Source organism: Burkholderia sp. SCN-KJ, from assembly GCF_024656005.1.
GTDB lineage: Bacteria > Pseudomonadota > Gammaproteobacteria > Burkholderiales > Burkholderiaceae > Burkholderia.
The window spans coordinates 285838-299187 of record NZ_JANKOG010000009.1 but is presented as its reverse complement, the minus strand read 5'-3'; the positions used below and the strand labels follow the sequence as shown (position 1 = coordinate 299187).

11 protein-coding genes are annotated in these 13350 nt (G+C 70.5%); 2 read left to right on the top strand and 9 right to left on the bottom strand.

The window, feature by feature from the left end:
- Positions 1-54 precede the first annotated feature (54 nt).
- The 4 genes from NQV17_RS17735 to NQV17_RS17720 form a co-directional block, all read right to left on the bottom strand.
- Positions 55-1155 carry a nitronate monooxygenase family protein gene (locus tag NQV17_RS17735; RefSeq protein WP_257773232.1) on the bottom strand — a complete coding sequence of 367 codons (1101 nt, stop codon included), beginning with the start codon at positions 1153-1155 and terminating at the stop codon, positions 55-57.
- 285 nt (positions 1156-1440) lie between these two features.
- Complete coding sequence (locus NQV17_RS17730; RefSeq protein WP_257773231.1) at positions 1441-2700, bottom strand: MFS transporter; 1260 nt, start codon at positions 2698-2700, stop codon at positions 1441-1443.
- Positions 2697-3899: an MFS transporter gene (locus tag NQV17_RS17725; RefSeq protein WP_257773230.1), complete on the bottom strand. Its 1203-nt coding sequence runs from the start codon at positions 3897-3899 to the stop codon at positions 2697-2699. The genes NQV17_RS17730 and NQV17_RS17725 overlap by 4 nt, the downstream gene beginning before the upstream one ends.
- Before the next feature lie 117 nt (positions 3900-4016).
- Positions 4017-4943, bottom strand: a complete 927-nt coding sequence (locus NQV17_RS17720) for a LysR family transcriptional regulator (RefSeq protein ID WP_257773229.1) — start codon at positions 4941-4943, stop codon at positions 4017-4019.
- 143 nt (positions 4944-5086) lie between these two features.
- On the opposite strand from NQV17_RS17720, the gene NQV17_RS17715 reads away from it, so the two are divergent.
- Positions 5087-6271, top strand: coding sequence for a hypothetical protein (locus NQV17_RS17715; RefSeq protein ID WP_257773228.1), 1185 nt, complete (start codon positions 5087-5089; stop codon positions 6269-6271).
- A 486-nt stretch (positions 6272-6757) separates the two neighbouring features.
- Positions 6758-8215, top strand: coding sequence for an MFS transporter (locus tag NQV17_RS17710; RefSeq protein WP_257773227.1), 1458 nt, complete (start codon positions 6758-6760; stop codon positions 8213-8215).
- Positions 8216-8295: 80 nt separating this feature from the next.
- On the opposite strand, the gene NQV17_RS17705 is transcribed toward NQV17_RS17710, so the two are convergent.
- The 5 genes from NQV17_RS17705 to NQV17_RS17685 all read right to left on the bottom strand — a co-directional run bounded on the left by NQV17_RS17705 (position 8296) and on the right by NQV17_RS17685 (position 13018).
- Entirely contained in the window at positions 8296-9189 is an 894-nt protein-coding gene (locus NQV17_RS17705; RefSeq protein WP_257773226.1) for a LysR family transcriptional regulator, read from the bottom strand.
- A gap of 117 nt (positions 9190-9306) precedes the next feature.
- Positions 9307-10134: an alpha/beta hydrolase gene (locus tag NQV17_RS17700; protein WP_257773225.1), complete on the bottom strand. Its 828-nt coding sequence runs from the start codon at positions 10132-10134 to the stop codon at positions 9307-9309.
- 295 nt (positions 10135-10429) lie between these two features.
- Complete coding sequence (locus NQV17_RS17695) at positions 10430-10813, bottom strand: VOC family protein (protein WP_257773224.1); 384 nt, start codon at positions 10811-10813, stop codon at positions 10430-10432.
- A gap of 19 nt (positions 10814-10832) precedes the next feature.
- Positions 10833-11798 (bottom strand): hydroxymethylglutaryl-CoA lyase, encoded by a 966-nt coding sequence (locus NQV17_RS17690; protein ID WP_257773223.1) that lies wholly within the window; start codon positions 11796-11798, stop codon positions 10833-10835.
- A 29-nt stretch (positions 11799-11827) separates the two neighbouring features.
- Positions 11828-13018, bottom strand: a complete 1191-nt coding sequence (locus tag NQV17_RS17685) for a CaiB/BaiF CoA-transferase family protein (RefSeq protein WP_257773222.1) — start codon at positions 13016-13018, stop codon at positions 11828-11830.
- Between the last annotated feature and the right edge of the window lie 332 nt (positions 13019-13350).

Below are 13350 nucleotides of genomic sequence, written 5' to 3'. Positions count from 1 at the left end.
GTGCGGATTTCAGCGCCTTCCGGCACGTCAGCCGCGCGCCGCGTGATCCGGCACTCAGTCCAGCGCGTGCTGCAGCCGCGCGATGGCCGCCCGCGTCTCGCGCTCGAGCGTCGCGAACAGTTCCGCCGCCGGCAGCGACCGCACGAGCGGCGCCGCCTGCCCTGCCCACTGCGCGCCGTAGCCGAACTCGCCCTCCGCCTTCGCGGCCGCATGCAGCGCCTTGCCGGCGTCGTACGCGATCGGATAGGCGGGCGTCGCCGGTGCGTGCGGATCGTCGCCGAGCGCGGTCAGCCGGTTCGCGATGCCGCGTGCGACGCGGCCGGAGATCGCGGTCGTGAAGGTCGTGCGGCGCGCCGCATTGCCGAGGATCGCGCGACGATAACCGTCGTCGATCGACGTTTCCGGACACGCGACGAACGCCGTGCCGAGTTGCGCGGCCTGCGCACCGAGCGCGAGCGCCGCGGCGATGCCGTCGCCGTCCATGATGCCGCCGGCGGCGATCACCGGCAGCGCGCATTCGCGCACGAGCAGTCGCGTCAGCGCGAACGTGCCGAGCCGGTCGTCGTGGGCCGTCGAGTCGAATACGCCGCGATGCCCGCCGGCCTCGATGCCCTGCGCGACGATCGCATCGATGCCGGCCGCGGCGATCTGCCGGGCTTCGTCGGGATGCGTCGCGGACGCGAACAGCGTGATGCCGGCGCGCTTCAACATCGCGATCGCCTCGTCGGACGGCAACCCGAAATGAAAGCTGACGACCGCCGGTTTTTCCTCGAGCAACATCGCGAGCATCGCATCGTCCGCGACGAAGCTCGTGTAGATCTCCGACAGCGCCGCCGGCGGCGTCGCGCCGTATTCGCGGAACACCGGCGCGAGCCACTCGAGCCACGCGCGTTCGACGGCGGCATCGGCCCGCGCCGGCTGGTGGCAGAACAGGTTGATGTTGAACGGCCGGTCGGTGAGCGCGCGCGTGTCGCGGATCATCTTGCGCGCGCCGTCGGCGTTCGTCGCGCCGACGCCGAGCGAGCCGAGCCCGCCCCCGTTCGACACGGCAGCCGCCAGCGCGGGCGTGCTGACGCCGGCCATCGGCGCCTGGATGATCGGAGTGCGGACGCCGAGCGTGCGCAGCAGCGTCCGGTTGTCGGTCGGTCGATTCATGTCGTTGCCTCCTGCAACGTCCGGGATCGGAAGGCTCGGGCCGGCTGCCGGCCGAAGCGGCTTGGGTGGGTCCGGCGACGTCGCGGGTGCGCGGTGCGTCGCGTGGACCCTGTCATGCGAATGCGAATGCGAAAGCGGTGCCGGGTACGGCGGCTGACCAAACGACGACGCGGCCGTCGCGACGCGTGGTTGCGGCGTCGCCTCCGCACGGCGTGCGAACCGGCCGCCCCGCAACTGCGCCCATGCTACGCCAGAGCGCCGCCCGCGGGTCAGCGCGCAGCGCTTCTACCGGCTGCGCACCCGATATGCGAGCGCCGCGCAGGCCGCCAGCAGCGCGGCCGTCACGAAGAACACCGAATGCAGGCCGAGCGCGACGCCGATCTGGCCGCCGATCACCGGGCCGATCACCTGCCCGCCGAACTGCGCGGACTGCAGGTAGCCGAGCATCTGGCCCGTCGCGCGCTCGTCGACCGACTGCCGGACCAGCTTGCCGATCGACGGCAGCAACCCGGCGAGCGTCATCCCCATCAGCACGCGCAGCGCGGCGAGCTGCCACCAGTGCGTGACGAACGCCTGCGGCAGCATCGCGAGCGCGGTCAGCAGCAGGCAGCCGACGATCACGTTCCAGCTGCCGATCCGGTCGGCGAGCGCGCCGAGCCGCGCGGCGGTCAGCATGCTGCCGAGTGCGGAGCCGGCCATCACGACGCCGGCGACGCGCGCCAGATGACTGCCGTCCACGCCGAGCCCGCCGATATAGACCGTGATGATCGGCTCGATCGACATGTTCGCGAGCAGCACCATCATCGCCGTCACGAGCAGCGCGGCGACCGCCACGTGATCGGTGCGCCGGGCCGGGTTCGCCGACGTTGCGCGCGCGTGCCGCGCGTGCGCGTCGGTGGCCGGATCGAAGTCCTCCTTCACGACGACGATCGTCAGCAGCGCGGCGACGGCGATCATCGCGCCACCCGCGAAAAACGTGCCGCGAATGCCGAGCCAGCCCGGCAGCAGGCCGCCGACCAGCGGCCCGACGAGATTGCCCGCGAGCGCGCCGGTCGACAGGATGCCGAGCGCCCAGCCCGCGCGTTCGCGCGGCGCCTGGGTGCCGACCATCACGGTCGACGCGGACGCATAGCCGCCGACGAGCCCGGCGATCAGCCGCAATGCCACGAGTTCCACCACGTTGTGCGCGACGCCGATCAGCGACATCACGACGGCCATCCCGAGCGCCGCGCGCACGAGCATCGGCTTGCGGCCGAAGCGATCCGCGAGGCGGCCCCACAGCGGTGCGGTGACGGCCGTGCCGAGAAACGTCGCGCCGAACGCGACACCCGACCACTGGATCACGGCCGACTGCGCGTCGACGCCGAGCTGCCGCACGTACAGCGGCAGGAACGGCAGCAGCATGCTGAGACTCACGAGCGTCGTGAACGACCCGAACACGCACACGGCGAGATTGCGGCGCCAGTAGCGCGCATTGCGTTCGGCGTAGCCGGCGCTCGGGCGGCCGGCGTGTGCGGCGGCCGGTGCGTGGGCGGTCGTGCTCATCGCGCCCTCGCCGAGGAGATCACGTCGACCGCGAGCGCCAGCAACAGCGCGGCGGTGCCGACGCCGAACAGCGCTTCGTAACGGCCGCCGCTCGATGCGAACAGGTACGACAGACCGTAGGCGGCGACCGCCTGCATGATCGCGAAGCTGGTCGTCGCGCTGCGCCATGCGCGCTTCGCGACCGACGGATGATGCGCGAGCAGCTCGCTCACGCGGCCCAGCGCGAGCGGCACGATGCCGGGCGTGAACGCGCCGACGAGCAGGCTCGACACGATCAGCGCGGCCGGGCCCAGGCCGAGCAGCGGCAGCGCGACCGCGACGGCTTCGATCGCGAATGCGATCCGCAGTGCGCGGCCGAAGCCCGCACGGTCGGCCAGATGCCCGCACGCGAGCGGCCCGACGATCGCGCCGAGGCCGTACAGCACCCAGTACTGCGCGCCCGCGTCGACGCCCTTGCCGAGTCCGCGCGCGACGTAGTCGACGAGGAAGATCATGTGCGGGACGAGCCCGACCGCGTTGAGCCCGTATTCGACGTACAGCGCGCGCAGGCTGCCGGCCGGCAGGTTGCGCGCGTGCGCGGCATGCGCCGCGGCGGCTGCGGGCTGTGCGTCGTCGGCCGGCCAGCCGCGCCACGCGACGGCGGTCAGCAGCAGCGACACGATCGCGAGCCCGAGCCACGTGACGGTGAGCCCCTGCCGCAGCAGGATCGGCACGATCGTGCCCGATGCCGCGATGCCGAGCCCGATCCCGGTGAAGATGCCGCCGCTCGCGAAACCGCGCCGCGACGGCGGCACGTGCGTGAGGATCGCCGGCGCCGCGAGCACCATCAGCGCCCCGCCCGACAGGCCGGACGCGAACCGCCACACGAAGAACCACAGGAACGACACGGGCGCCGCGCACGCGACGAATGCGAGCGTCGCGAGCAGCATCATCGCGCGCAGCACGGCGGTCGAGCCGGCGCGGCGCGCGAGCGTGCCGGCGACCAGCGCGCCGGCCAGATAGCCGCCGAGGTTGGCCGCCCCGAGATACGCGGCGGTGGACGCCGGAAACCAGTGCGCACCGATGATCGCCGGCAAGAGCGGCGTGTACGCAAAGCGCGCCAGGCCGATGCCGATCAGGCTCGCACTGGCGCCGGACACCGTGCCGCGCCACACGTTGAACGCGGGGGCGTGCGGCCGGTCGAGAAGCGCTTGTTGCATGGAGACCTCCCATTCGCTGGGCGGATGCACGCGCATCCGCCGGTTGAAGGAAGTCTAGATTGAACCGAGTATCGGGAGAATCCATGCGGCACGGAAGCCATTCTTCCGCAATGCGATTCAATCTCCATCGGTGATGGCCGCCAGCTGCGCGAAATGCTCGCGCAATCGCGGCGCGGCGAAATCGACGAACGTCCGCACCTTCGGCACCGACAGGCGTCCGTATGGCGTGACCAGATGAATCGGCAGCGGCGCGTGCTCGCTGTCGCGCAGCACGATGCGCAGCGCGCCGTCCCGCACCGGCTCCGCGACGTGATACGAGAACAGCCGCGTGACGCCGTGGCCGGCGAGCGCCGACGCGAGCGCACCGCGGATCGTGTTGACGATGAAGCGCGGTGCGAACTGGACCACCTGCGGCAGCGCCGACGGCGTGGACGGCGGAAAGCTCCACGAATCGAGCCCGAAGTGCGTCATCGAGATGATCCGGTGCCGGGCGAGATCGGCCGGCGCGGTAATCGGCGGATGGTTCGCAAGGTAGTCCGGCGACGCGACGACGACACGCCGCACCGCACCGACCGGCATCGCGACGAGCGTCGAATCGCTCAGGTGCGCGATGCGCAGCGCGACGTCGATGCCCTCGTCGATCAGGCTGACGGGACGGTCGAGCAGTTGCAGGCGAATCGACACGGCCGGATGGCGGTCGATGAATTCGTCGATGAGCGCACGCAGCACGTCTTCGCCCGCGGCGACCGGTGCGGTGATCGTCAGCAGGCCGCGCGGCGCCGAGCGTTCGTCGGCGATCAGCATGTCGGCTTCCTCGAGATCCGCGAGGATGCGGCGGCACGCTGCCGCGTAACGTTCACCGGCTTCGCTCAAGCGGATCGTCCGGGTGGTCCGGTACAGCAGCGCGGTGCCCGTGTGTTCCTCGAGAAACGCGAGCGCGCGGCTGACGGCCGCCGGCGAGCGGCCCAGGCGGCGGCTCGCGCCCGCGAGGCTGCCCTCGTCGAGCGTGGCGACGAACACCTTCATCGCATCGATTCGGTCCATGTCGTGTGAGGGGGCGCGTGGGGGCGTGTCGTGGGCGGGAAAAGCCAGCGAGCAGTCTACCGTACGCGTTGCGCAACGCGGGGGCAGCGCGGTCGCGCCGCTTCGTGAAATACTTCGGCCACGCGTCCTTGCGGAACTTCGAGATGACCGACTTGCCTGCCGTGCCCGCGTTGCGTTGCGTCGTCATGCGTTGCGTCGTCATGCGTTGCGCGTCGGCGTGCGTCGTCGCGTGGCTGGTCGCCGGGCCGGCGATGGCCGGCTCGTCGGCCGTGTCGCCGCCCGGGTTGCCGGCGCCCGCAATCCGCACGCCGCAACGCATCCTGTTCGTCGGCGACAGCCTCACGCATGGCCGTTACACGCCCGTGCGTTCGTACGGCGCGATGCATGCCGCCCGCCAGCCCGCGGCCGCGACCGCGGCGCGGGTGATCGACGAGAACTTCGGGCAGACCGGCGCCCGCGCGGAACGCGAGCCGGGCCCGTGGGGCGGGATTCCGGGCATCTTCGCGCGGTTTGCCGTCGAAGCCGGGCTCGACTATGACGTCCATCTCGAAGCGATGTCGGCGACGAGTCTCGCCAAACACGACCGCGTTGCATCGGACGTGATCGACCGGCCTGTCTGGGACGCGGTCGTGCTGCAGGAGTTGAGCGCGAAGCCGCTGCCGTTCGTGCTCACGCATAGCCGTGCCAGCGATCCGGCCGCCTTCTGCGCGAGCGTCGCGAAGATCGCGCGCGGCATTCGCGCTGCCGCACCGCAAGCGCGCGTCTATCTGTACGAAACCTGGCCGGGCGCCGATCTCGCGAAGGCGCTGGCGGGCGAGCCGGGCAGCGCCGGCTTTCACGCGCGCTACGTCGAGCGTCTCGCCGAACTCGTCGCCGCGTATCGCGATGCATTCGAACTCGCCCGCCGCACCGATCCGTCGATCGTGGCCGTCGCGCCGGTCGGCCGCGCATGGCAGCGCGCATGGACGGCGGGCGTCGCCGATCCCGATCCGTATGCGCCGTCGGGCGCCCCGCTGCTGTGGTACGGCATGCGCGCGCACAACGACCCGCCGATCTCGCGGCTCGACTATCAGCATCCGGGCGTGACGGGCGCTTACCTCAGCGCGCTCGTGCTGTTCCAGCAGATCGCCGGCGTCGACGTGCGCACCCTGGGCGCGCGGGAGCAAGCAGCCGCGCAGCTCGGCATCGCGCCGGAGCTGGCGGTGAAGCTGCAGGCGGTTGCGTCGGAGACGGTGCGGCATGAACGGGCCGACGTCGGGGTCGGGACCGGCACCGATGCCGGCGCGGCGGCGACGGATGAACGGTCCGATCCGTGCGCGTCGCCATGAGCCGGATGGGCAGACGAGCGGCGGCGCTGCACATTCGGTGCGTCGCAGCGATCGATGAACGCTGACGAATGCAAGGTCCCGCGGCGTCGCTCTGCCTTTCCGTCGCGCGGCGCCGGCGGATTGACCGAGGATACCGAACCGTGCGGTACGCCATCACCGTCACCGGCCGCCGAATCCGCGCAGCGCGGCCTATCGTTTTCCCTGCCCTGACCCTCTCGCCTCGGCTCGCCTTCCGTCCGACGTCCGCCCCGCGGGCGTTTCCCGGCCTTTCTGCGCGGGAAAGGATGCTTGAAGCATCCGCAATTATCGCGTCGCGCAAATTCGCCGACCATGTTTCGGACGATCGGCGCGATCCCGCGCATCCGGCCTTTCGCCGGCCTTGCGGGCACGTGCGCCGCGTCGCGCGACCGGGCCCGTGATGCCGGCCGCGAATAGCCGCGAACGGCCGGGCATCGCGCCACGGCAAATCGATAATCAGGAGACACGATGAACAGCCAATCCCTCGACCTTGGCGGCACCGCGGGCGGCCCCGCGTCCGCCGCATCGTCCGCGGCCCGGGCCGGCGCCGATGCGACGGCCCTGCCCGCCCGCGGCATCACGCTCGGCGAATTCATGGACGACTTGCCGGTCGGTGCGCTGCACCGGTTCGTCGTCTGGGTGATCGGCATCGGGCTGTTCTTCGACATGTACGAGATCTTCCTCGTCAGCACGATCGGCTCCGCGCTGCAGCACGAATACGGGCTCAGCCGGCAAAGCGCCGATTTCAAGCTGTTGCTCGCGTCGGCATTCATCGGAATGTTCGTCGGCGCGCTGTGTCTCGGCAGCCTCGCCGACCGCATCGGCCGGCGCAAGGCGTTCCTGATGACGCTCGTCTGGTACAGCGCGTTCTCGCTGATCGGCGCGTTCTCGGTGAACGCCGACATGCTCGTCGCATGCCGCTTTCTCACGGGCATCGGCGTCGGCGCGATCTACCCGGTCGCCGACAGCTTCCTGTCCGAAATCCTGCCGAAGGACAAGCGCGGACGGCTTGCCGCATGGGCCTATACGACTTCGTACGTCGCCGTGCCGCTGGTCGGCTTCCTCGCGCTGTGGCTGAATCCGCTGCACGTCGCGGGCGTGGCCGGCTGGCGCATCATCCTCGCGATCGGCAGCCTCGGCGCCGTGTACGTGCTGCTGGTCCAGCATCGTCTGCCGGAAAGCCCGCGCTGGCTGCTCGCGCAGGGCCGCGCTGCGGAGGCGCATGCCGCTGCACGGCGCTTCGCGGACAGCGCCGGCGTGCGCGTGCCCGACCAGTTCGCGGCATCGGCCGAACCGCAGCGGCCGCTGCGCGTCGGCGAGCGCATCGCGCTGCTGCGCCGCCGGCCCTACGGCGCGCGCTACCTGATGCTCGCGGTGTTCCACCTGTTCCAGGGCTTCGGCTATTACGGCTTCGGCACGCTCGCGAGCACGGTCGTCAAGAGCCGCGGGTTCGACGTCACCGACAGCACGCTGTTCATCGCACTGTCGTTCATCGGTTATCCGATCGGCTCGCTGCTGTCGATTCCGCTGCTGAACTGGATCGAGCGCCGCACGCTCGTGATCGTGTCGATCCTGTCGATCGCCGCGTTCGGGCTGTGCTTCGCGTATTCGGGCAACACGGCGCTGATCGTCTGTTTCGGGTTCCTGACGACCTGCGCGTCGAACGTGTTCAGCAACGCGTATCACGTGTATCAGGCGGAGATCTTCCCGGCGCGCGTGCGTTCGACCGCGATCGGCAGCACCTACTCGCTGTCGCGCATCGTCAGCGGCGCGCTGCCGTTCGTGCTGCTGCCGGTGCTGGCCGAGCACGGCGCCGGAGCGATGTTCGGCGTGATCTCGGTCGCGCTCGGCATCGTCGCGGTCACGCTGCGCATGCTCGGGCCGCTGACCACGCGGCGCAGCCAGGACGACATCAACCCGGTATGACACGGTATGCGGCACGGGGCATGCGTGCCCGGTGCGTCGCGCCTGGCGCGCGTTGAACGCAGGTCGCGCATTCCTCGCATTCAGCGCGCCGACATGAAATCGAACAGCTTCGCGATGTCCGTGGTCAGCACGGTGCCGGCCTTCACGCCGACCCACAGCGTGCGCGTCGCCCACGCGTCGTCGAGCGTCACGACGCCGAGCCGCGCCGCGCGCTCGCCCGTCACCGCATCGCGCGGCAGCACGCCGATCCCGAGCCCGGCCTCGATCATCCGGCTCACGCCGTCGAAATTCGATACCTGGATGCGCAGCTTCAGCGAGCGCTCGGCCGCGAACGCGGCGTCGGTCATCCGCGCGAGCAGCGAACTGCCGTCGCTCAGGCCGACGTAGTCTTCATCGAGCGTCTCCGCGAAGCGGATGCTGTCGCGCGCGGCGAAGCGATGCCCGCGCGGCACGAGCAGCACGAGCTCGTCGCGCCGGTACAGCCGGCGTTCGATGCCGGGCGCCGGCACGTTGTCCGCGAACACGCCGAGATCGGCCTTGCCGGACCCGAGCGCATCGACGATCTCGTGACTCAGCCTCTCCTCGAGACTGACCTTGATGCCCGGGTTGTCGGTCAGGAACGCGGCGAGATCGGCCGGCAGGAACTGGACGATCGCCGACGTATTGGTCCACACGTGAATGTGGCCGCGCACGCCGGCGACGTAATCGCTCATCTCGTGCGCCATCCGGTTCACCTGCTCGTTCACCTTCGCCGCATGTTCGAGCAGTGCGCGGCCCGCGGGCGTCAGCTCGACGCCGCGCGCATGCCGGACGAACAGCGCGCTGCCGGTCACGCTCTCGAGTTCGGCGATCCGCTTGCTGACCGCGGACAACGTGAGCTGACCGTGTTCGGCCGCCTTGGTCAGGCTGCCGTGCTCGGCGACGAGCGCGAACACGCGCAGCGACTGCAGATCGAAATGAAGCGGGTTCACCATGACGAAGATCCTGAGGTGTGCCATGCGGCGCATGCGAGCGCCCGACCGGCTTGATGCCGATCATACGCCCGGCCATGCACGCGGCGAAAGCGCGCGAAACGATGCAGGACGGCGCGCTCAGCGCGGCGCGATCGCCTGCAGTGCGGCGAGCATCGCGCTGTCCGGTCGCGCGAGATCGTCGAGTACCGTGAAGTGCTGCATGCCCGGCAGCCACGCGCGCGCAACCGGTTCGCCGGCCGCCTCGCATGCGTGCGCGTATTCATGTGCATGGCGCACGAGCTCCGGCAACTCGGCCGCGCCGACCGCGACGACGGTCGGCGCACCGGGGCCGACATGACGCAGCGGGCTGTAGGCGGCGATTTCCTGCGCGGTGAGTCGAAGCTTCTCGCCGAGCACGCACAGCGAGATCGGCTCGAGATCGACGAGCGGGCTGATCGCAAGCGCCGACACGACCGCCGGATGCGCGCGATACACGGCGCTCAGGTGACCGCCTGCCGAGTGGCCGCTCAGGTGGATCGGCCGGCCGCCGGTGCCGATGCGATCGGGATCGGCCGCGAGATGGTCGAGCAGCGCGCCGATCTCGCCGACGATGTCGGTCATCGATGCAGCCGGTGCGAGCGTGTATTCGGCGAGCACGACATCGAACCCGCGTGCGAGCGGCCCGGCGGCCGCGTACGCGAAATCTTCCTTCGCGCAGTGCTGCCAGTAGCCGCCGTGAATGAACACGAACAGCGGCGCGCCGGGCCGGCCGCAGCGCAGCCAGTCGAAGCGCTGCGCGGGGCGCGACCCGTAACGCAGGTCGCGCTGCGCGGGCGTCGCGGCGTAAAGCGCGGCACTGCGTGCCTGGCAGGACGCGAGTACCGCGGGGAAGTCGGGAATGGCCTTCGTGTTCAGGTAAGCGGCGTCGAGCGCCGCGCGGTCCATGCCGCGATAGAGGATCGTCATTCGGAATGTGCGTGGGTCGGATTGCGGATCCGCGGGACGCGCGTCGCGCCCGCTGCGAAGGCGGCGGACGGACCGGCGCCGATGCACGCCATTATCCGCAGTACAACGCGGCGCGCCTATCCGGAATCGGCGGGTGCGGTACGCGCCTGTCCGCTTTCGGCGGCGGATTGCTGCGTGGCGGGCGCATCGCGCCGGCGCATGCGGAACCGGCAGAACGGACGCGATGCTGCGCCCACGCCGCACGACAGCTCGGCATGACCGCCGCGCGCGCCCGTGCAATTCAATTCAACGCAACTCAGATCAGCTCGGAGATCTCGATCAGGTTCAGGTCCGGGTCGCGCACGTACACCGACCGGATCTTCTGCGTCGCACCGGTGCGCTCGACGGGCCCTTCGACGATCGGCCATTCGACGCGGTGCAGATGCGCGATCACGTCGTCGAGCGGCACCGACGCGATGAAGCACAGGTCGAGCGCGCCGGGCACCGGCACGTGCGCCTTCGGATCGAACTCCGCGCCGCGCACGTGCAGGTTGATCTTCTGGTTGCCGAAGCGGAACGCGAGCCGGCCCGCGCCGAAGGTTTCGAGCTGCATCTGCAGCACTTCGGTATAGAAATGCTTCGTCCGCTCCGGATCGACGCAAGTCAGCACGAGGTGGTCGAGGTGGTCAATCAGTGCCATGTGATTCGCTCCGGTTCGGTTACGAGAAAGCCCGCTGCGCCGGCATGTGGCCGGCTTCGGCGCGCGGCGGCGGATGCAGGTCCGAGCGGCGCCCGGCCTTCAGGATCTGGCTCGGCACGTCATGCCCGATCAGCGCGGGCAGCCGCGCGGCCGCGGCGAGTACGCCCGCCAAGTCGACGCCCGTATCGTAGCCGTCGAGCGCGAGCATGTGCACGAGTTCCTCGGTGCACGCGTTGCCGGTCGCGCCCGGCGCGTACGGACAGCCGCCGAGGCCGCCGAGCGATGCGTCGAAGCGGTCGATGCCGGCGTCGAGCGCGGCGAGCGTGTTCGCGAGCGCCATCCCGCGCGTGTTGTGAAAGTGCAGCGTGAGCTGCAGCGCGCCGAAGCGTTCGCGCGCGCGTTCGGCCAGATCGCGCACCTGGGACGGATACGCCATGCCGGTCGTGTCGCACAGCGTGAAGCCGTGCACGCCGAGATCCGCGAAGCGCTGCATCCACGCGAGCACGGTTTCCGCGCGCACGTCGCCTTCCATCGGGCAGCCCATCGCGGTCGACAGCGACACGTTGAGCGCGACGCCCGTGCCGCGCACCGCGTCGATCACGTCGCGCAGTTGCGCGAACGACTGCTCGCGGGTCATCCGCAGGTTCGTGCGGTTGTGGCTCTCGCTCGTCGACATCACGAGGTTCACCTCGTCGACGCCGCACGACAGCGCGCGTTCCGCGCCGCGCACGTTCGGCACGAGCACCGTATAGACGACGCCCGGCGCGCGCACGATGCCGTGCATCACGGCCTCCGCGTCGCGCAGCGCCGGGATCGCCTTCGGCGACGTGAACGACGTGACCTCGATCTTCGCGTAGCCGCACGCGCTCAACGCGTCGACGAGCGCGATCTTGTCGTCGGTGTCGACGAACGCCGCTTCATTCTGGAAACCGTCGCGTGTCGCGACTTCTTGAATATAAAGTCGTTGGGGATGGGGCTGGTTCATGTCGTCGTCCCGGTGGCAGGTTGGTCGCTTCAGATCACGCCGCGCGTGCGCCAGTCGTCGCGCGTCGCGGCATCGATGCCGATCGATTCGAGCACCGCGTCGGTATCGGCGCCGAGCGCGGGCGCCGGACGCTCGATGCATCCCGGCGTCGCGCCGAGTTTCGGCACGATGCCCGGCACGAGCACGGGCGTGCCGTCGGGCAGCGCGGCGTCGACGATCATGTCGCGTGCGCGGTAATGCGGATCGGCCGCGATGTCCGCGACGTCGTAGATGCGCCCGGACGGGATGCGTGCGTCGTGCAGCGCGGCGAGCACGTCGTCGAGATCGTGCCGCGCGCTCCATTCGCCGATCGCCGCGTCGATGCGCGCGACCTGCGCGACGCGCCCGTCGTTGTGCGCGAGCGCGGGATCGTCGCCGAGATCGGGGCGCCCAATCAACGCCATCAGGCGCCGGAAGATGCTGTCGCCGTTGCCGGCGATCAGCGCGTACCTGCCGTCGCGGCAGCGGTACGCGTTGGTCGGCGCGATGCCCGGCAGGCTGCTGCCGGCCGGCTCGCGCACCGCGCCGAACGCCGAGTATTCGGGCAGCAGGCTTTCCATCATGTTGAAGACGGATTCGTACAGCGCGACGTCGACGACCTGCCCCTTGCCGCCCTGCTGTTCGCGATGGCGCAGCGCGAGCAGGATGCCGATCACGCCGTGCAGCGCCGACAGCGAATCGCCGAGCGACACGCCGACGCGCACCGGCGTGCGGCCGGGCTCGCCGGTCAGGTGGCGCAGGCCGCCCATCGCTTCGGCGATCACGCCGAAGCCGGGCCGGTCGCGATACGGGCCGGTCTGGCCGAAGCCCGATACGCGCAGCATCACGAGCCGCGGGTTGATCGCGGACAGCGTCTCCCAGTCGAGCCCCCAGCCTTCCAGCGTGCCGGGCCGGAAGTTCTCGATCAGCACGTCGGTCCCGGCGACGAGGCGGCGCACGACGTCCTGCCCTTCGGGCGTGCGCAGGTCGAGCGCGAGCGAGCGCTTGTTGCGCGACTGCGCGGCCCACCAGACCGACGTGCCGTCGTGCAGCAGCCGCCATTTGCGCAGCGGGTCGCCGACGCCCGGCGGCTCCACCTTGATCACGTCCGCGCCGAATTCGGCGAGCATCCGGCCCGCGAACGGCCCGGCGATCAGTTGGCCGAGTTCCAGCACGCGGATACCGTCCAGGGGGCGCGTCATGACTGTCTCCTGAAAATCGTGTTGTCGATGACGGCCATCTTGACGGCGTTCGCATCCGGCGAAAATCGATCGATGCTCAACCAGCCTTTCCCGGACGGAAAGGGGCGCGTGGCTCATTTCGCGGGCCAGCACGGCGGCTTCGTCGAGCGCCGCGCACGCATCGTCCCAGCGGCGCCCGCGTGCGCCATCGCCTGCTGCAGCACGACGGGGCGCCGCCACAGCGGCCCGTGCGACGGAACAGCGAACCGGAAGGCGTCGGGCCGGCCTTGCACGGATGACACCGACCTTTTCCGCGCGGGAAAGCGCGCTCGCGCAATGCGCAAGCCCGATCG

Excerpts from the sequence above, each read along its gene's own strand:
- NQV17_RS17735 (WP_257773232.1), bottom strand. The coding sequence starts at position 1,155 with ATGAATCGACCGACCGACAACCGGACGCTGCTGCGCACGCTCGGCGTC.
- NQV17_RS17730 (WP_257773231.1), bottom strand. The coding sequence starts at position 2,700 with ATGAGCACGACCGCCCACGCACCGGCCGCCGCACACGCCGGCCGCCCG.
- NQV17_RS17725 (WP_257773230.1), bottom strand. The coding sequence starts at position 3,899 with ATGCAACAAGCGCTTCTCGACCGGCCGCACGCCCCCGCGTTCAACGTG.
- NQV17_RS17720 (WP_257773229.1), bottom strand. The coding sequence starts at position 4,943 with ATGGACCGAATCGATGCGATGAAGGTGTTCGTCGCCACGCTCGACGAG.
- NQV17_RS17715 (WP_257773228.1), top strand. The coding sequence starts at position 5,087 with ATGACCGACTTGCCTGCCGTGCCCGCGTTGCGTTGCGTCGTCATGCGT.
- NQV17_RS17710 (WP_257773227.1), top strand. The coding sequence starts at position 6,758 with ATGAACAGCCAATCCCTCGACCTTGGCGGCACCGCGGGCGGCCCCGCG.
- NQV17_RS17705 (WP_257773226.1), bottom strand. The coding sequence starts at position 9,189 with ATGGTGAACCCGCTTCATTTCGATCTGCAGTCGCTGCGCGTGTTCGCG.
- NQV17_RS17700 (WP_257773225.1), bottom strand. The coding sequence starts at position 10,134 with ATGACGATCCTCTATCGCGGCATGGACCGCGCGGCGCTCGACGCCGCT.
- NQV17_RS17695 (WP_257773224.1), bottom strand. The coding sequence starts at position 10,813 with ATGGCACTGATTGACCACCTCGACCACCTCGTGCTGACTTGCGTCGAT.
- NQV17_RS17690 (WP_257773223.1), bottom strand. The coding sequence starts at position 11,798 with ATGAACCAGCCCCATCCCCAACGACTTTATATTCAAGAAGTCGCGACA.
- NQV17_RS17685 (WP_257773222.1), bottom strand. The coding sequence starts at position 13,018 with ATGACGCGCCCCCTGGACGGTATCCGCGTGCTGGAACTCGGCCAACTG.